Raw genomic sequence first — 16007 nt, 5'->3', positions numbered from 1 at the left:
CTCCAATGCGCACTTCCGTCCGCGGCATTCTGCATGCCCATCAGTCAGCGCTGTCGCTCGCCCATCGTCTGCTGGACCTGATCATCATCGTGTTGATCGGCTACTGGCAAACCGGGCTGCTGGTCACCGACAGCACCGAGGCCTGGTCGCACATTATCCTCGCGGTACTGGTATTTCACTGGGTCAGCGAATATCACCAGCTATACGGTTCATGGCGTGGCGAGCGCATCCTGCGCGAACTGACCAAGATCTTCAGTTACTGGGCGATGACCTTCATTACCCTGCTGTCACTGAACAGCCTGCTGCTCAACCAGACGCAATTGCCCGATAACGGCCAGATGAGCTGGTTCGCCCTGACGCTTGCGGTGCTGTGCGGCTATCGACTGCTGATCCGCCTGGTCCTGCACACTCTGCGTCGGCACGGCTTCAATACGCGCCGGGTGGCAATTGTCGGGACCGGTCAGGTCGGCGAGCGACTGGCCCGCTCCATCTCCCTCGCGCCGTGGATGGGACTGAACCTGCTAGGGTTTTACGACTCGCACCCGCAGCAGATGAATCTGCGGGCTGAAAAACGTCGTCTGCCAGTGCTGGGTGATCTGGAGCAGTTGATAGAGGATGCCCGTGCAGGCCGTTTAGACAAGGTGTACATCACCCTCGCGTTCAGCGCCGAGCCGCAATTGCGCGAGCTGATTACCGGTTTGAGCGACACCACCGCCTCGGTGTACCTGATTCCCGACGTGTTCATGTTAGACCTGCTGCATGCCCGCAGTGAAAGCATCAATGGTCTGGCCAGTATCAGCATTTTCGATTCGCCCATGGACGGTGCCTGGAGCCTGGTAAAGCGCGCCGAAGACATCGTCCTGTCCAGTCTGATTCTGCTGCTGATCGCCCTGCCACTGCTGGCCATCGCGGCGGCCATCAAGCTCACCTCTGCGGGCCCGGTGCTGTTTCGCCAGCGCCGCTATGGGCTGGACGGCCGTTCCATCATGGTCTGGAAATTTCGCAGCATGAGCGTCCAGGAAAACGCCGATGTGGTGCTTCAGGCAACGCGCAATGACGCGCGGGTAACGCCGCTGGGGGCATTTTTGCGGCGCACTTCGCTGGATGAACTGCCGCAGTTTTTCAATGTGCTGCACGGCGATATGTCCATCGTCGGCCCGCGCCCTCACGCCATCGCCCATAACGAGCAGTACCGCAAGCAGGTCAGCGGCTACATGTTGCGCCACAAGGTCAAACCCGGCATCACCGGCTGGGCGCAGATCAATGGCTGGCGCGGTGAAACCGACACACTCGACAAGATGCGCATGCGCGTGGAATTCGACCTGGAATACATCGAGCACTGGTCGATCTGGCTCGACCTCAAAATCATTCTGCTGACGCTGTTCAAAGGCTTCGTCAACAAGAACGCCTTCTGACGCTTCCCCTGAGTGAACGAACGCGCCGAAATTCGTCGGTACGCCGAAAGAAAGGAGCAATGCCATGAAAGGAAAAACGCAATGAATCCAAGGTTAGTTGCTTTACTGCTCACCAGCCTGGCGCTGCATGGCTGCGCATTCGCCCCGGGGCAGCACATGACGCCGGACGACGTCACCACTGGCAAACCGGACGAGCCCCGGGCGCAACTGGTCGAGGTCACACCGAAAAATCTTCAGCAACAGCAACAACGCGCCACCGCAGATGCCAAGGCACTGCCGCAGGCGCTGCTTGACTACAAGACTCCGGAATACGTGATCGGCGCTGGCGATACCTTGCTGGTCACCGTGTTCGAACACCCGGAGCTGACCGCGCCGGGCTCGCAGGACCAGCTGGATGCCAACACCCGGGAGGTGCTGAACGATGGCACGCTCTACTTCCCCTACGTCGGACGCATCCGCGCGAGCGGCAGAACGGTGAGCGAAGTGCGCGAGCAGCTGCGCATGGGACTGGCGCCTCAATACACCGAGGTCAAGGTCGACGTCAAAGTGCTGCGCTACAACAGTCAGCGAATACTCCTGTCCGGCTCCTTCAAAGTGCCCGGCCCGCAACCTATTACCAATATTCCGTTGAGCCTGGTGCAGGCCGTAAGTGTCGCGGGCGTTGACCTGACCGATGCCAATCTGGCCGGTCTGACCCTGCGCCGCGATGGCCGCGATTACCTGATCGACATCGATTCGCTGAACCGCAGAGACTCGCAACTGAGCAGAATCTTCCTGAAGGATGGCGATTACCTGCACCTGAACAGCAATTCGCGAAACAAGATCTACGTGCTGGGCGAAGTACGTAACCCGCAAGTGATCTCCTTCGGCACCACCCGCCTGACATTGCTGGAGGCACTGGGCAACTCCGGCGGCCTCAGCCCGGACAGCGCAGATGGCGATGCGGTGTATGTGATACGCGGTGCGGAAAACTTTGCCGAAGCGACGTCTACCGTTTACCACATCAATGCCAGGAAGCCCACCGCCTACCTGCTGGCGGGGCAGTTCGAGCTCAAGGCGCAGGACGTGGTATTTGTCGGCACGGCCGATATCACCCGCTGGAGCCGATTCATCAGCCAGTTGCTCGGTTCGGCCAGTGTGGTGCAGACCGGCGCAGCGTTCCGCAACTGACTCTGACGAAGCTTTGAAAATCTTCCTGCAAGCAGTTTTGCGGGATTTTTTTTTGGCCCGCCGAACAACGCAAAACTGTTGCCTGAGCAACAGTGGTTCAACAGTTGGCTGGCTTTTCGTCAGCATGGCAACGCCGCACCATCGGTATGAAAAGCGCGCAAACCCAATGTCTGCGAGCCATCGCCGGACCTTGCGAAGGCTGGCACACAAGCTGCTTTACAGACACACGCTTATCGCAAGGAAATCCCATATGCTCGTTGTTTCACTTTCCGGCAGCCCTTCGCCCAAATCCCGTTCCGGCGTAGTGCTGGCTCATGCCAGCCGCTGGTTACAAAGCCGCGGGGTTGAAGTCACCACGCTGCGCATACGCGACTTCAATGCCGAGGACCTGCTTTTTGCCCGCTTCGACAGCCCACAAGTGCTGGAATTTATCGAAGCGGTCAGGCAAGCAGATGGTCTGCTGATTGGTACGCCGGTCTACAAGGCGTCATTTTCAGGCGCACTGAAAACCCTGCTCGACTTACTGCCCGAGCGCGCACTGCATGGCAAAGTGGTCTTGCCGCTGGCCACCGGCGGCAGTATCGCGCACATGTTGGCCGTGGATTACGCGCTCAAACCGGTACTGTCGGCGCTCAAATCGCAGGAAGTGCTGCACGGCATCTTCGCCATCGATACCCAGATCAGCTACGACGACAACGAAGAAGGCGGCACCCTGGACGAAATCCTCACCGAGCGCCTGCATGAGGGGCTGGAGCACTTCCATCACGGCCTGCAACGTCGTTTGCAAGCATGTCACAAGCAGGCCGGCGGGCATTTGCAACTGGCTTTATAGCCCGGCATCAATGCTCGACAAACAGCGGGTACAACGAGGCCACCAACAGCACGGCCATCACGCCGTTGAAGATGCGCAACCCCAGCGGGTCACGCAGAACATTGCGCAACAAACTGCCAAAGCCTGCCCAGATGCCGACACTGGGCAGGTTGATCAGCGCAAACACCGCCGAGATCACCACCACATTGTAGAAATAGCCCTGCATCGGCGTGTAGGTGCTAATGGCACCAATCGCCATGATCCAGGCCTTGGGGTTGACCCATTGAAACAGCGCTGCACTCATGAAACTCAGCGGCTTACCCTGACTGTCGACGTTATCGGAGGCAGGACCTGACGTGGCGATTTTCCACGCCAGGTACAACAGATAAGCGGCGCCGACATAGCGCAGGATGGTGTAGAGAAGCGGCCATGCCTTGAACACACTACCCAGCCCGAAACCGACGGCCAGCACCAGGACAAAAAAACCGATGCTGATACCCAGCATGTGCGGCAACGTACGGCTGAAACCGAAATTGACGCCCGAGGCCAGCAGCATCATGTTGTTCGGGCCGGGGGTAATAGAGGTGACGAACGCGAAGAGTGTGAAGGCAAGAAGCAAATCGAAAGAGAGCACCATACAGCCTGTCCAGATCAGTGAGTCAGGCACTTACCCTATAGAAGGCGCTGCAAGAAACACACGGACAGTTGACCGGTAATTATTACCGTACAGTTTGATAAAAAACTCTTTTAAAGCGGACTGTTAACCTTGTGGCTGCTGGCCAGTCACATTCAGGTCAACGCTTGCTTCGCCTTTATCATCGAATTCGCGCGCCTGCTGTGCCTGCGGATCAGCCATCAATTGCGCCTTGCGTGCCTGGTATTCATCAAACGACAGGCCGCGCCGGTTAAGGTCTTCAAGCGCCAGTTGATGGCTTTCTTCGGCGCTGAAGGGACGCTGCTCGACAGCATGGTGGGTGGAGCAGCCGGAGAGCAGTGCAACGGTGAATGTGAGGACAAGCGCAAGGGCAAGTATACGGTTCATCTGGGGCCTCCGGGGCAGGCTTCATTTCAGGAATGACGCAAGGTTACGCCCGCCCCCGACGCAGCAAAAATCATCCGCCGTGATAGTCGCTATCGACTATTGCGAGCATCCTCGATCAATACCTCGCGCAACGCCTGAGCCGCAGCGGAAAGCTTGTGATCGGCCAGCATCATCAGGCCGATACGACGCTCGATACGCGGTTCCACCAGCGCGATGCAGCAAGCACCCAGTTCCTGCATCTGCCCGATGCACAGCGACGGCACCGCGCTGACACCCAGGCCATTGGCAACCATGCGCCCGATGGTGGACAGCTGATGGCTTTCAAACGCCACCGCCAGTTTGCCGTGCATCGGCTCGATGGCCTGCTCCAGTAGCAAACGCACAGCCGAAGGCCTTTGCAGGGCAATGAAGTCTTCGCCCAACAGCTCGGCCCAGGACACTTCGCCAAGCCCGGCCAGCGGTGAATCCTTCGAGACCACAGCCACGAAGCGATCCATATAAAACGGAGTGAACGACAACGCGTTGTTCGACTCGGGCTCAAAGCCGATGCCCAGCTCGACACGGCGGTGACGCACCATCTCCAGCACCTGCTCATTGATCACGTCATGCACCGCGACATTGACCCGTGGGTAGCGCCCGCGAAACACCTTCAGCGCTGCCGGTAATCGATTGCCGGCAAACGACGGCATGGCGGCGACCGAAACCCGGCCCGTTTGCAAGGTAAACCGCTGTCGCAACAGCTCTTCGGTGTTGTCCCAGTCAGCCAGCAACTGGCGCGCCAGCGGCAACAGGGTTTCGCCCTCGGGTGTCAGGCCGACGTTGCGAGTGGTGCGTGTCAGCAATTGACCGCCAAGGTCCTCCTCCAGGCTTTTGATGGTCAGGCTCAACGCCGGTTGCGAGATGTTCAGTCGTTCCCCGGCCTGGGCGAAGCTCAGGTACTTCGCCACTGCCAGAAAAGCCCGAAGCTGCTTGACGTTCATATATTTGTTTTTCTTATCAATTGATCAGAAAAACAAAATTAACAAATCAGTCGCTGCGAGAGAAGATGCAAGTCACCCGATCCTCCGACAGTGCGACTGTCGGTCAACAACTATAAAAGGCGGATCAACATGGCTGGACTCGATAAACGAGTAACGACCTACGAAGAAGCCCTTGCCGGGCTGACCGACGACATGACGGTACTCTGCGGCGGCTTCGGTCTGTGCGGCATTCCGGAAAACCTCATCGCGCAGATCAAGCGTATGGGCATCAAGGGCCTTACCGTCGTTTCCAACAACTGTGGCGTTGACGGCTTCGGCCTGGGCATCCTGCTTGAGGACCGGCAGATCCGGAAAATGATTTCGTCCTACGTGGGCGAAAACGCCTTGTTCGAAAAGCAGTTGCTCAGCGGCGAGCTGGAAGTTGAACTCACCCCGCAAGGCACCCTGGCAGAAAAACTGCGCGCAGGCGGCGCGGGCATCCCTGCGTTCTACACCGCGACCGGCTATGGCACGCCAGTGGCTGAAGGCAAGGAAACCCGGCAGTTCAATGGCCGCAATGTGATCCTGGAAGAGGCCATCACCGGCGACTTCGCCTTGGTCAAGGGCTGGAAAGCCGACCACTTCGGCAACGTGATCTATCGTCACACCGCGCAGAACTTCAACCCGGTAGTAGCCACTGCTGGACGAATCACGGTGGTTGAGGTCGAGGAAATCGTCGAGCCAGGTGTGCTTTTGCCGACGCAGATCCACACGCCTGGCATTTACGTCGACCGGGTGATTCAGGGCACCTTCGAAAAGCGCATTGAACAGCGCACCGTCAGAAAACCCTGACAGAGCAGCTCGGCCATACAACAACAAAGAGATTTCAGACCATGGCACTTTCTCGCGAACAAATGGCTCAACGCGTCGCCCGTGAACTCAAGGACGGTTATTACGTGAACCTGGGCATTGGCATTCCGACCCTGGTGGCCAACTATGTACCGGACGACATCGACGTCATGTTGCAGTCGGAAAACGGTCTGCTGGGCATGGGCGCATTTCCGACCGAAGACACCATAGACGCTGACATGATCAATGCCGGCAAACAGACGGTTACGGCGCGTATCGGCGCGTCGATTTTCTCGTCGGCCGAATCCTTCGCCATGATCCGCGGCGGTCATGTAGACCTGACAGTGCTCGGCGCTTTCGAGGTGGATGTCGAGGGCAATATCGCGTCGTGGATGATCCCCGGCAAGCTGGTCAAAGGCATGGGCGGCGCAATGGACCTGGTGGCAGGTGCCGACAACATCATCGTGACCATGACCCATGCCTCGAAAGATGGCGAATCCAAACTGCTGCCCCGCTGCAGCCTGCCACTGACCGGCGCGGCCTGCATCCGCAAGGTTCTGACTGACCTGGCGTATCTGGAAATCGACAACGGTGCCTTCATCCTTCGCGAGCGTGCGCCGGGGGTCAGCGTAGAAGAAATCGTGGCAAAAACCGCAGGCAAACTGATCGTGCCAGATGATGTGATCGAGATGAGTTTCTGAACACGGGCATCTTCGAGCAGGATGGATACATCTCTGTGGGAGATTCTATGATTTCGTTTTGCTGCCGGTTCCCGGCAGTTCGCGGACAAATCCGCTCCCACAGATTCCGGACAGTTGTTGGAGTGAGCTTGCTCACGAAGACGTTGGTTCAAACACTCGATATCCAGGGGCTGTACTGGCCTCTTCGCTCCCACAGGATTTGTCGTTCTGGACGCTCTGCGTCCGCAATAGTCGGCTGTTCAAGTAACTCCCCGATAATAATTACAAAAAGAGGTGCCCCCAATGGCCGCCAACGCCAACATAGAAGAAAGCCGCTCTGCCCGATTCGCCTTGCGCTGCGCCGCATGGGCTGAACGCTGGTTTCCCGATTCATGGGTATTTGCCGCGCTGGCGGTGGTCATCGTCACACTGGCAACACTGGCCATTGGCGCACGTCCGGCCGAGGCTGCCAAAGCGTTCGGTGACGGGTTCTGGAGCCTGATTCCGTTCACCATGCAAATGGCCTTCGTGGTCATCGGCGGTTACGTCGTGGCCAGTTCGCCGCCCGCGGTGCGCCTGATCGACCGCTTGGCCCTTGTGCCGCGTAACGGTCGTTCGGCAGTGGCATGGGTGGCGCTGATTTCCATGCTGGCTTCGCTGCTCAACTGGGGGCTGTCACTGGTGTTCGGCGGCCTGCTGGTGCGCGCCCTCGCCCGCCGTACGGACCTGCGCATGGATTATCGCGCAGCCGGTGCTGCCGCGTATCTGGGGCTGGGCGCAGTCTGGGCGTTGGGGCTGTCGTCTTCGGCGGCACAGTTGCAGGCCAACCCGGCCAGTCTGCCGCCGTCGATCCTGGCGATAACCGGCGTGATCCCTTTCACTGAAACCATCTTTCTCTGGCAATCCGGGGTCATGCTCGCCGCGCTGGTAGTCATATCGCTGATCGTGGCCTATGCCACCGCCCCTGGCCCGAACAGTGCCCGTGACGCCAAAGCCTGCGGTGTCGACCCGGCATTCAGCCTGCCGCCACTGGCACCTCGCACACGGCCGGGCGAATGGCTGGAATACAGCCCGCTGTTGATCATCCTGATGGTGCTGCTGGGGGTCGGCTGGCTGTTCAGCGAGTTTTCGAGCAAACCGGCGATCACCGCAATTTCCGGGCTCAACACCTACAATTTTCTGTTCATCATGCTGGGTGCGTTGCTGCACTGGCGACCACGCAGCTTTCTCGATGCCGTAGCGCGGGCCGTACCCACCACCACTGGCGTGTTGATTCAATTCCCCCTGTACGGTTCGATTGCTGCGTTACTGACCACAGTCAAAGGCGCTGATGCGCAGACCCTGGCGCACTACATCTCGACATTCTTTACCAGCATTGCCTCCCACGACACCTACGCGATTCTGATGGGCGTTTATTCGGCCATTCTGGGCTTCTTCATTCCGTCGGGCGGCGGCAAGTGGATCATTGAAGCGCCTTACGTGATGCAAGTCGCCAACGACCTGCAGTATCACCTCGGTTGGGCGGTGCAGATCTACAATGCAGCCGAAGCGCTGCCCAACCTGATCAATCCGTTCTACATGCTGCCGCTGCTGGGCGTACTGGGCCTCAAGGCACGTGACCTGATCGGTTTCTCGTTCGTGCAGTTGCTGGTCCACACGCCGCTGGTGCTGTTTCTGCTCTGGGCATTGGGCACTACGCTGGTCTATACGCCACCGGTAATGCCCTGATCGTCAGCCGTTGAACGAGTAATCACGCTCGACCTTGCAGATTCGCGTGGTGAACGCCTGATACCAGCGCGCGCGTCCCTGCTCACGGACCTCGGTATGTTCGGCATGCTGTTTCCAGCCCAGAATCGCGGTTTCGTCGCTCCAGTAGGACACGGTGATGCCCAGTCCGTGTTCGTCGCGAGCCGATTCCACGCCCAGAAAGCCGGGCTGCTGCCTGGCCAGTTCTATCATCCGCTGCGCCGCATCTGCGTACGCCTGCCCCTCGTCAGACGTACGCAGTGAGGTGAACACCACCGCAAAGTAGGGTGTGGGAAAGCGCGCTGCCATCATGATCGATTCCTCTGCGCGGCCTGGCTGCACGCGCGGACGAACGCAGCAACCACAGGAGATCCCTTGCCCTGCAACGCAGCCCGCTCCGGCTGGAACAGTGTGGCGACGAAGAACGGGTGGCCCTGCAATTCGATACTGCGCACTTCGCCTTCAGGGCCGCGGCCGCTGACGTTCAATGCATCGCCGAACAGCGCTGGCTCAAGCTCACGACGCAGACCGTAGCGGCAGTGATAACGCTCCTCGATATTCAGCGTGCCGTAGGCTTGGGCAATCAAAGTGTCAGGTTGCAGGTGAATCGCCGCCACGGATTCAACCAGCGAGCAGCTCAATGGTTCGATGATGACGTTTGCCGCCTGCGGCGCAGTTTCGCCGTGCTCGGCGTCTGCCCAGCCCAGTTGATTGCGGGCGTACTCCACCAGTGCGTGCTGAAAGCCGCCGCACGTCCCCAGAAACGGTACGAGACGCTCGCGTGCGAAATGGATGGCCGTCAACGCACCCTGCATGTCCAGGTACGGACTGGCCGGTACACACCATAGACCGTCGAATTCGCCAAGCCGTGCACCGCTGCCGATCTGTGGCGTCGGTAGCCATTCAAAACTGACCGGCACGTGAACGGTCTCAGCCGCCATCGCCAACGCCAGCGGAATGGCCTGATGGGCTGGCACATCGGCGTTGAAATCGCCCACCAGCCCGATCTGCAAAGTGTTGCGTACGTTATTGATTGTGCCCATGCCCTGCCCCCTGTTCGATTTTCGTATAACCCGGGCGGACTATAAACAGGCAGCAAAACCAGCAGAATGGGCATTGCAGCAATGCCTGGCGTGCAGCGCTGCACGTTTCTTCAGCCAGTTACCGGCGTCAGCACCGGCTGCCCGGAAAAGAACGCCAGCAGGTTATCGTTGACCATTTGCACACTGTCTCTGGAAGCCTCGGGCGACAGGCCTGCGACATGGGGCGTAAGCACAACATTGCCCAGCGTTTTGAGTACGTCCGGCACAGCGGGCTCATCGTCGAACACATCCAGCGCGGCCCCGGCAATCTGCTCGTTCTGAAGTGCACTGACCAGCGCATGGGTATCCACCACACTGGCACGCGCAATGTTGACCAGAAAGCCGTCAGGGCCCAGCGCTTCAAGCACACCGGCATCGATCAGGTGCTGCGTGCCACTGCCACCGGGTGTGGCAATGATCAGGAAATCCGACGCCGCAGCCAGCGCCTGTGCGGTGGCGTGCCAGGTGTAGTCGCAGTCGGTGCGCGGTTTGCGATTGTGATAGCCGATGGCGATGTCGAACGCGGCTGCACGCCTGGCAATCGCCAGCCCAACCGCCCCCAGTCCGACGATTCCCAGGCGCTTGCCTGCCAGCGACGGTCGAACCACCTTGCGCCATTCGCTACGGCGTACCGACGCATCGGCCTGCGGGATGTCGCGTACCAGCGACAGCAACAGCGCCAGCGTATGGTCAGCCACTGTGGCGGCGTTGACGCCTGCACCATTGGTCACGGTGATGCCGCGTGCCTGGGCGGCGGGCAAATCAACCTTCTCGTAGCCGGCACCGCTCACGCAAATGATACGCAGGTTCGGCAGTGCATCCATTTCCTCGGCGAAAAAACCCAGTGGCCCACGCGTCATCACGGCGCTGATGCTCTTCCCGTGTGCAGCAATTGCCTCGGCGCGCAGTTCGGCCGTCGGCGCACGAATCAACTGATAACCGCTGCTTTCCAGAATCGGCAAATACATGTCCAGATTTTCCACCAGCACCAATACCGTTGTCATGCGCACTCCCGTTCGGTCAGCAAAACGCTGACAGTAACGCGACTCGGTGCGCTTGTGCAGAGCCAATGGCGCTCGTTGGAAAAAAACCTTTCGCGATAACGCCAGGTGTTCATGAAGTGGACGCATTTGCCGGACAGACTGCGTTACAAGCAACCTCGCCAACGCGATAGTGCGCTATCGTTGCGTGCAACGCTGTGACCAGTAACGGTATTGGCTGGTGCAGTCGAACACCTTCCAACCATAAGGAACCAACCGCCCATGCAAGGATTTTCCGCCACTCTGTCGACCACAACCCTGTTGAAAAAGACCTTCCTGGCCGCAGCGGTCATGTCGGGCCTGATGCTGTCATCCGGTATGGCAGCGGCGGCGGATGCACCGGGCAAGGTGCTGAGCGAAAAATACGGTCTGCCCTGGCCAGCCGTGATCGCCCATCGCGGAGCTTCGTTCGACGCTCCGGAGGAGACCATTCCGGCGTATACCCTGGCACGCGACCTGGGCGCGGACTATCTGGAGATGGACATCCAGCGCACTAAAGATGGCGTGCTGATAGCGCTGCACGATGACGTACTGGAACGCACGACCAATATTGCCGAAGTGTTCCCGACACGGGTCAAGGACCCGGTCAGCACCTTCACCCTGGCGGAGCTCAAGCAACTGGACGCCGGCTCATGGTTCAACAAGGCTTACCCCGACCGGGCGCGCGCAAGCTACAGCGGGTTGCAGATCCTGACGCTGGATGAGGTCATCGATATCGCCGAAGGCGGCGCGAACAAGCCTGGGCTGTATATCGAGACCAAGGTGCCGAACAAGTTTCCCGGTGTCGAAGCCGATCTTAAAAAGGTGCTGACCAAACGTGGCTGGCTGGCTCAGCGACCTGCTGCTGCGGCCGGTCATGTGAACGTCGCGCACATGCCGGGGCGTGTGGTATTGCAGACGTTCGAGAAGCAGAGCCTGGAACTCCTGCAAAAAGAAATGCCGAAAGTGCCCAAGGTCATGCTGCTGTGGATTGGCGAAGGCTCGATAGAGCCTAAATCCAGCGTCGCGTTCAAAGACTCGGGGGCCAAGGACAAGGCCAGCTACTACGCAGCGCAGGAAGTCAAATCGCCGGAGGAATTCCAGAAGTGGATTGACTGGGCCAAGGCTCATGGTGCGATCGGCACCGGCCCTTCTTCGCAACTGGCCAAGGGTGGCGATCAGAGCTACATGGACCTGGTCAAACCCTGGATGAACAACCTGACCCACGAGAAAGGCATGGTGATCCACCCTTACACGGTGGACGACGCAGAGGACTTCAAGCGGATCAGCAATGATGGAGTTGACGGTTTCTTCACCAACCGCACTGCCGAACTGTTGAAGTTCTACGGGCGGCCAGCGAAAGAGAGCATCGAGACGATTCTGAAGCGTAACGGCTACTGATCGACTGGCTGGCCGCATCCTGCGATGCGGCCAGCGCCGATTGATCAGAAATCGATGGTGCCGGACAGCTTCAAGGTGCGTGGCTCGCCTTGAGTCAGATAGCCACCATTGGCCGATGCCCAATAATCCTTGTTCATCAGGTTTTCGACGTTGGCACGCAGCGTGACGTCCTTTTGCGCAACGTTGAAGGTATAGCGCGCGCCCAGATCAAAGCGGTTCCAGGTCGGAATGCTCAGATTGTTGGCAGCGTCGACATATTGCCCGCCGGTGCGCAGCATGCGCGCATTGATGGCTGCGCCCGTGACGCCTGGCACATCCCAATCGGCACCCGCGTTGAACTGGAAGGTCGGCACACCAATGGCCCTGTTGCCATCGTTGCTGCCACCCGACGTGCCGCTCACCTCGGTGTCCATCAGAGTAAGACCGGCTAGCAGACGCAGGCCGCTGACGGGCTCGCCGAACACGTTCATTTCCACGCCACGGTTGCGCTGCTCGCCATCACGGACGTAGCGCGTTCCGCTGCCATCCTGAATCTGGTAGCCATCAGTCGGTTGTTCAATACGGTATACACCCAGGCTTGCACCGAAGGTGCCCATGTCCAGCTTCACGCCCGCTTCAATCTGTTTTGAACGCGCCGGCGCGAACACCTCGCCAGGGTTGATCGTCACGGTGCTCGGCGCCGTCGGCCCCTGCGCAAGGCCTTCAATGCGGTTTGCATAGAACGACACATAGCGCCAAGGCTTGAACACCAGCCCGTAGACCGGCGTGGTGATTGCCTCGTCATACAGTGCGTTGCGCGGGCCGCTGCCATAGTCGTAGCCCTGGACGCGCAGTTGCTGGCGACGCAGGCCTGCGGTCAGCAGCAGGCGATCATCGAAAAAGCCCAGCGTGTCGGAGAACGCTACGCTGCGCATACGGCTCTTGCCGACGATACCGGGATCACTGAGATCGCCACCCGAGAAGCTGTCCAGCGCAGGACGTGTTGTTTCCACTGGGTTGTACAGGTTGCTGCCAGCCGGACTGCCGAACAGGTAGGCACTGCGCTGCTCGGTCCAGATGCCGGACAGACCGAAGTTGACCTTGTGACTGACCGCGCCGGTCTGCAGCTTGCCGTTGATGCCGGCCATGGCTGTCTTGTTGTCTTCGTCATGCGGAATGGAAGACGGTGACGCCGTGATGTTGCCTGCGGCGTCATTGATAGTCGGCGAGCCATAGATACCATTTTCACGGGTGTGCTTGGCACCGGCTGCAGCGTACAGCGTCCAGTCATCGTTGAGGTCGTATTCGGCCCGGCTCATGCCGAAGGTGTCTTCGGTTTCGGTCCAGGTCCAGTTCGGCGCGTAATTGGTGTCGGCATCCGGTGCATGCGGCACACGGGTCAGGCCACTGCCAACGAACACCATGTTGCGATTCTGATTGATGCGCTGCTTCTGGTAGGCAAAATCGCCGGAAAGACGGAAGTTGTCACCCTGATAATCAAGCCCCAGCGCGAACAGCTTGCTGCGATGCTCTTCGTCTTCAACGCCGGTCTCGCCTTCGCGCTGAGACAGGTTGAGGCGTGCGCCGAATCGATTGCCTTCGCCAAAGCGCTGGCCGAGGTCCAGGTGCTCGCCGACCCGGCCGTCGCTGCTGATGTCGGTGGTAAAACGCCGTGTCGGCGTGTCCTGAGCGCGCTTGGGTTGCAGGTTTACGCCGCCGCCAATACCGGAGCCGGTCGGTGTTACGCCGTTGATGAAGGCATTGGGGCCTTTGAAAACCTCAACCCGTTCCAGCGCATCGGTGGAGATGATCTGGCGTGGCAGCACGCCGTAAAGGCCATTGTAGGAAATATCATCGGTGGTCAGTTTGAGGCCACGAATGACGAAGATCTTCGAGGCGTTGGCATAGCCGCTTGACTGGCGAACCGATGCATCATTGAGCAGCACATCACCGACGTCTTCGGCCTGCTGGTCCTCGATCAATTGTTCGGTGTAGCTGGTCATGGTGAACGGCACGTCCATGACGTCGGCATTGCCCAGAACACCCAACTGCCCGCCGCGAGCCACTTGCCCTCCTGCGTACACAGGCGGTAGCGCGTGCGGGTCGGCCTTGTCGGCACTGATATCGGTCTCTCCGAGAACCATCGGGCCTTCCTGCTGACTGGCGGCAGCAATAGCGGCCCAGGCCGGAGAACCAATGGAACAGCAAAATGCGAGCAACGTGAGGCGCATCGGGATCGATGGGGTGTGCATGAAAAGGTCCTGCTGACGAGATGAGCGAGATCGGAAGAAACCTTCCTGGAGATGACCGACTCAGTGGATGCGAAATGCTACCACATGTTACTGGGAATGCTTATCATTAATTTATGTGCAGGGCGTCACATAACCAACGCTCATCGCTACGTCTCACACAGCAATGCTTTGAAACAGGTAGGGGACAGCCACCTGAGTGCGACTCTCGTGTAAGCTCGTACGCTATTGGTTTTCCCATCGAGAGGCCTATGCAATCCACTTTCCGACGCTCGACACTGGCAGCACTTCGTGGTTTTGCCTTGCCAAGCGGTGCAATCTCCATTGTTCCTTCTGCCGCCGACTATCGGCGCTGTCTGCTGGAAAGGATCGCTTCGGCCACCCGGCGCATCTATATCATCGCGTTGTATCTGCAACAGGATGAAGCTGGTCAGGAGATCCTCGACGCACTGTACGCGGCCAAGGCCGCACGGCCTGAGCTGGATGTCGTGGTTCTGGTTGACTGGTTCCGCGCGCAGCGGGGCCTGATCGGTGCCGGGCGGCAACCGGGCAACTCGACCTGGTATCAGGCGCAGAACCTTGAATACGATGAAGAAGTGCCGATCTACGGCGTGCCGGTGCAAACCCGTGAGCTATTCGGCGTGCTGCACCTCAAGGGCAGCGTGATCGACGATTGTGTGATCTACAGTGGCGCAAGCATCAACAACGTCTACCTGCACAAGCTCGACAAATATCGTCTGGACCGTTACCACCTGATCGAAAGTGCGCCACTGGCCGACGCTTTCCAGAACCTGGTGCAGCGCGAAATACTCCCTTCACCGGCGGTGCACCGCCTCGACCTGCAATCGCCACCTGGCTCGCGCAGCATTCGCAGCGAGATTCGCGCTTTTCGTGCGGATCTGAAACGCGCTGCGTACGACACTTCAGCAGGCGAAAAGGAAAACGGCGAGCTGCGGGTGATTCCGCTGCTGGGCGTCGGGCCGCGTAACAATCTGAATCGTGCCATCTGCGACCTGATCGCCTCGAGCAAGATCCAGCTGACCATCTGCACGCCGTATTTCAACCTGCCGGTGGCGGTCACCCGCGAAATCAATCGGGCGCTCAAGCGCGGTGTGCAGGTCGATATCATCATTGGTGACAAAACCGCCAACGACTTCTTCATCGACCCGGACGAGCCGTTCAAGGTGATCTCGGCCCTGCCCTATCTGTATGAAATCAGCCTGCGACGCTTTGCCCACAAGCATCAGAAGGCAATCGCGCAGAACCGCCTCAACGTGCACCTGTGGAAACACGGCGATAATACGTTCCACCTCAAAGGCATCTGGGTCGATCAGCGCTATACACTGCTGACAGGCAACAACCTGAACCCTCGCGCCTTCAATCTTGATTTGGAAAACGCCTTGCTGATCGATGATCCGCAGGGCCAGTGGAGCGAAACGCGCGAGGCGGAAATCGCCCATTTGATGCGCAACACCCAACGCGTCAACCAGTACGACGAACTCGACACACTGGCCAATTATCCCGAAGGGGTACGCAAATTCCTCAAGCGCGTCAGCCGTGTGCGGGTCGAGCGATTGCTGTACCGGATACTCTGACCCTCAAGCC

General features: G+C 59.1%; 15 protein-coding genes. 8 read left to right on the top strand and 7 right to left on the bottom strand.

Translation table 11 applies throughout. From position 1 onward, the window contains the following. The first annotated feature begins 5 nt into the window (after positions 1 to 5). From RYC18_RS24070 to ssuE, 3 genes are all read left to right on the top strand, one after another. Positions 6 to 1415, top strand: a complete 1410-nt coding sequence (locus tag RYC18_RS24070) for an undecaprenyl-phosphate glucose phosphotransferase (protein ID WP_316886946.1) — start codon at positions 6 to 8, stop codon at positions 1413 to 1415. 81 nt (positions 1416 to 1496) lie between these two features. After that, positions 1497 to 2585 (top strand): polysaccharide biosynthesis/export family protein, encoded by a 1089-nt coding sequence (locus RYC18_RS24065; RefSeq protein ID WP_010197496.1) that lies wholly within the window; start codon positions 1497 to 1499, stop codon positions 2583 to 2585. Positions 2586 to 2835: 250 nt separating this feature from the next. Beyond that, positions 2836 to 3417, top strand: a complete 582-nt coding sequence (gene ssuE / locus RYC18_RS24060) for an NADPH-dependent FMN reductase (protein ID WP_316886945.1) — start codon at positions 2836 to 2838, stop codon at positions 3415 to 3417. A gap of 7 nt (positions 3418 to 3424) precedes the next feature. Here ssuE and RYC18_RS24055 read toward each other — a convergent pair whose 3' ends face one another. The 3 genes from RYC18_RS24055 to RYC18_RS24045 all read right to left on the bottom strand — a co-directional run bounded on the left by RYC18_RS24055 (position 3425) and on the right by RYC18_RS24045 (position 5418). Next, the gene (locus tag RYC18_RS24055; protein WP_004661013.1) at positions 3425 to 4033 is read right to left on the bottom strand and encodes a LysE family translocator; all 609 of its coding nucleotides are present in this window, start codon (positions 4031 to 4033) and stop codon (positions 3425 to 3427) included. Between the two features lie 123 nt (positions 4034 to 4156). After that, positions 4157 to 4438 (bottom strand): hypothetical protein, encoded by a 282-nt coding sequence (locus RYC18_RS24050; protein WP_002554048.1) that lies wholly within the window; start codon positions 4436 to 4438, stop codon positions 4157 to 4159. A gap of 89 nt (positions 4439 to 4527) precedes the next feature. After that, positions 4528 to 5418, bottom strand: a complete 891-nt coding sequence (locus RYC18_RS24045) for a LysR family transcriptional regulator (RefSeq protein WP_005744419.1) — start codon at positions 5416 to 5418, stop codon at positions 4528 to 4530. Positions 5419 to 5547: 129 nt separating this feature from the next. Between RYC18_RS24045 and RYC18_RS24040 the strand changes: the two genes are divergently transcribed. The 3 genes from RYC18_RS24040 to RYC18_RS24030 all read left to right on the top strand — a co-directional run bounded on the left by RYC18_RS24040 (position 5548) and on the right by RYC18_RS24030 (position 8654). Continuing rightward, positions 5548 to 6249, top strand: a complete 702-nt coding sequence (locus RYC18_RS24040) for a CoA transferase subunit A (protein WP_005744420.1) — start codon at positions 5548 to 5550, stop codon at positions 6247 to 6249. Positions 6250 to 6290: 41 nt separating this feature from the next. After that, positions 6291 to 6947, top strand: a complete 657-nt coding sequence (locus RYC18_RS24035) for a CoA transferase subunit B (protein WP_005741198.1) — start codon at positions 6291 to 6293, stop codon at positions 6945 to 6947. A gap of 282 nt (positions 6948 to 7229) precedes the next feature. Then, entirely contained in the window at positions 7230 to 8654 is a 1425-nt protein-coding gene (locus tag RYC18_RS24030; protein WP_004667748.1) for a short-chain fatty acid transporter, read from the top strand. Positions 8655 to 8657: 3 nt separating this feature from the next. On the opposite strand, the gene RYC18_RS24025 is transcribed toward RYC18_RS24030, so the two are convergent. The 3 genes from RYC18_RS24025 to RYC18_RS24015 all read right to left on the bottom strand — a co-directional run bounded on the left by RYC18_RS24025 (position 8658) and on the right by RYC18_RS24015 (position 10758). After that, complete coding sequence (locus RYC18_RS24025; protein ID WP_005744423.1) at positions 8658 to 8984, bottom strand: antibiotic biosynthesis monooxygenase family protein; 327 nt, start codon at positions 8982 to 8984, stop codon at positions 8658 to 8660. Beyond that, positions 8981 to 9715 (bottom strand): CTP synthase, encoded by a 735-nt coding sequence (locus RYC18_RS24020; RefSeq protein WP_005744424.1) that lies wholly within the window; start codon positions 9713 to 9715, stop codon positions 8981 to 8983. Before RYC18_RS24020 ends, RYC18_RS24025 begins: the two co-directional genes overlap by 4 nt. 110 nt (positions 9716 to 9825) lie before the next feature. Next, entirely contained in the window at positions 9826 to 10758 is a 933-nt protein-coding gene (locus RYC18_RS24015; protein WP_005744425.1) for a 2-hydroxyacid dehydrogenase, read from the bottom strand. 258 nt (positions 10759 to 11016) lie between these two features. On the opposite strand from RYC18_RS24015, the gene RYC18_RS24010 reads away from it, so the two are divergent. Next, the gene (locus RYC18_RS24010; RefSeq protein ID WP_004656799.1) at positions 11017 to 12174 is read left to right on the top strand and encodes a glycerophosphodiester phosphodiesterase; all 1158 of its coding nucleotides are present in this window, start codon (positions 11017 to 11019) and stop codon (positions 12172 to 12174) included. Positions 12175 to 12218: 44 nt separating this feature from the next. Here RYC18_RS24010 and RYC18_RS24005 read toward each other — a convergent pair whose 3' ends face one another. After that, a complete protein-coding gene (locus RYC18_RS24005) occupies positions 12219 to 14405 on the bottom strand; it encodes a TonB-dependent receptor (RefSeq protein WP_005744427.1) in 2187 nt (728 codons plus the stop codon). A 248-nt stretch (positions 14406 to 14653) separates the two neighbouring features. Between RYC18_RS24005 and pssA the strand changes: the two genes are divergently transcribed. Then, positions 14654 to 15997, top strand: a complete 1344-nt coding sequence (gene pssA, locus RYC18_RS24000) for a CDP-diacylglycerol--serine O-phosphatidyltransferase (RefSeq protein WP_004656805.1) — start codon at positions 14654 to 14656, stop codon at positions 15995 to 15997. The last annotated feature ends 10 nt before the right edge of the window (positions 15998 to 16007 follow it).

This window comes from Pseudomonas syringae group sp. 247E2, assembly GCF_032587795.1.
GTDB classification, from domain to species: domain Bacteria; phylum Pseudomonadota; class Gammaproteobacteria; order Pseudomonadales; family Pseudomonadaceae; genus Aquipseudomonas; species Aquipseudomonas amygdali.
This window is presented reverse-complemented; position numbering and strand designations above follow the sequence as displayed.

What these genes read in the sequence shown, in the direction of transcription:
- RYC18_RS24040 (WP_005744420.1), top strand. Translation starts at nt 5,548, where the DNA reads ATGGCTGGACTCGATAAACGAGTAACGACCTACGAAGAAGCCCTTGCC.
- RYC18_RS24020 (WP_005744424.1), bottom strand. Translation starts at nt 9,715, where the DNA reads ATGGGCACAATCAATAACGTACGCAACACTTTGCAGATCGGGCTGGTG.
- RYC18_RS24045 (WP_005744419.1), bottom strand. Translation starts at nt 5,418, where the DNA reads ATGAACGTCAAGCAGCTTCGGGCTTTTCTGGCAGTGGCGAAGTACCTG.
- ssuE (WP_316886945.1), top strand. Translation starts at nt 2,836, where the DNA reads ATGCTCGTTGTTTCACTTTCCGGCAGCCCTTCGCCCAAATCCCGTTCC.
- RYC18_RS24050 (WP_002554048.1), bottom strand. Translation starts at nt 4,438, where the DNA reads ATGAACCGTATACTTGCCCTTGCGCTTGTCCTCACATTCACCGTTGCA.
- RYC18_RS24070 (WP_316886946.1), top strand. Translation starts at nt 6, where the DNA reads ATGCGCACTTCCGTCCGCGGCATTCTGCATGCCCATCAGTCAGCGCTG.
- RYC18_RS24035 (WP_005741198.1), top strand. Translation starts at nt 6,291, where the DNA reads ATGGCACTTTCTCGCGAACAAATGGCTCAACGCGTCGCCCGTGAACTC.
- RYC18_RS24025 (WP_005744423.1), bottom strand. Translation starts at nt 8,984, where the DNA reads ATGATGGCAGCGCGCTTTCCCACACCCTACTTTGCGGTGGTGTTCACC.
- RYC18_RS24010 (WP_004656799.1), top strand. Translation starts at nt 11,017, where the DNA reads ATGCAAGGATTTTCCGCCACTCTGTCGACCACAACCCTGTTGAAAAAG.
- RYC18_RS24055 (WP_004661013.1), bottom strand. Translation starts at nt 4,033, where the DNA reads ATGGTGCTCTCTTTCGATTTGCTTCTTGCCTTCACACTCTTCGCGTTC.
- RYC18_RS24065 (WP_010197496.1), top strand. Translation starts at nt 1,497, where the DNA reads ATGAATCCAAGGTTAGTTGCTTTACTGCTCACCAGCCTGGCGCTGCAT.
- RYC18_RS24005 (WP_005744427.1), bottom strand. Translation starts at nt 14,405, where the DNA reads ATGCACACCCCATCGATCCCGATGCGCCTCACGTTGCTCGCATTTTGC.
- RYC18_RS24030 (WP_004667748.1), top strand. Translation starts at nt 7,230, where the DNA reads ATGGCCGCCAACGCCAACATAGAAGAAAGCCGCTCTGCCCGATTCGCC.
- RYC18_RS24015 (WP_005744425.1), bottom strand. Translation starts at nt 10,758, where the DNA reads ATGACAACGGTATTGGTGCTGGTGGAAAATCTGGACATGTATTTGCCG.
- pssA (WP_004656805.1), top strand. Translation starts at nt 14,654, where the DNA reads ATGCAATCCACTTTCCGACGCTCGACACTGGCAGCACTTCGTGGTTTT.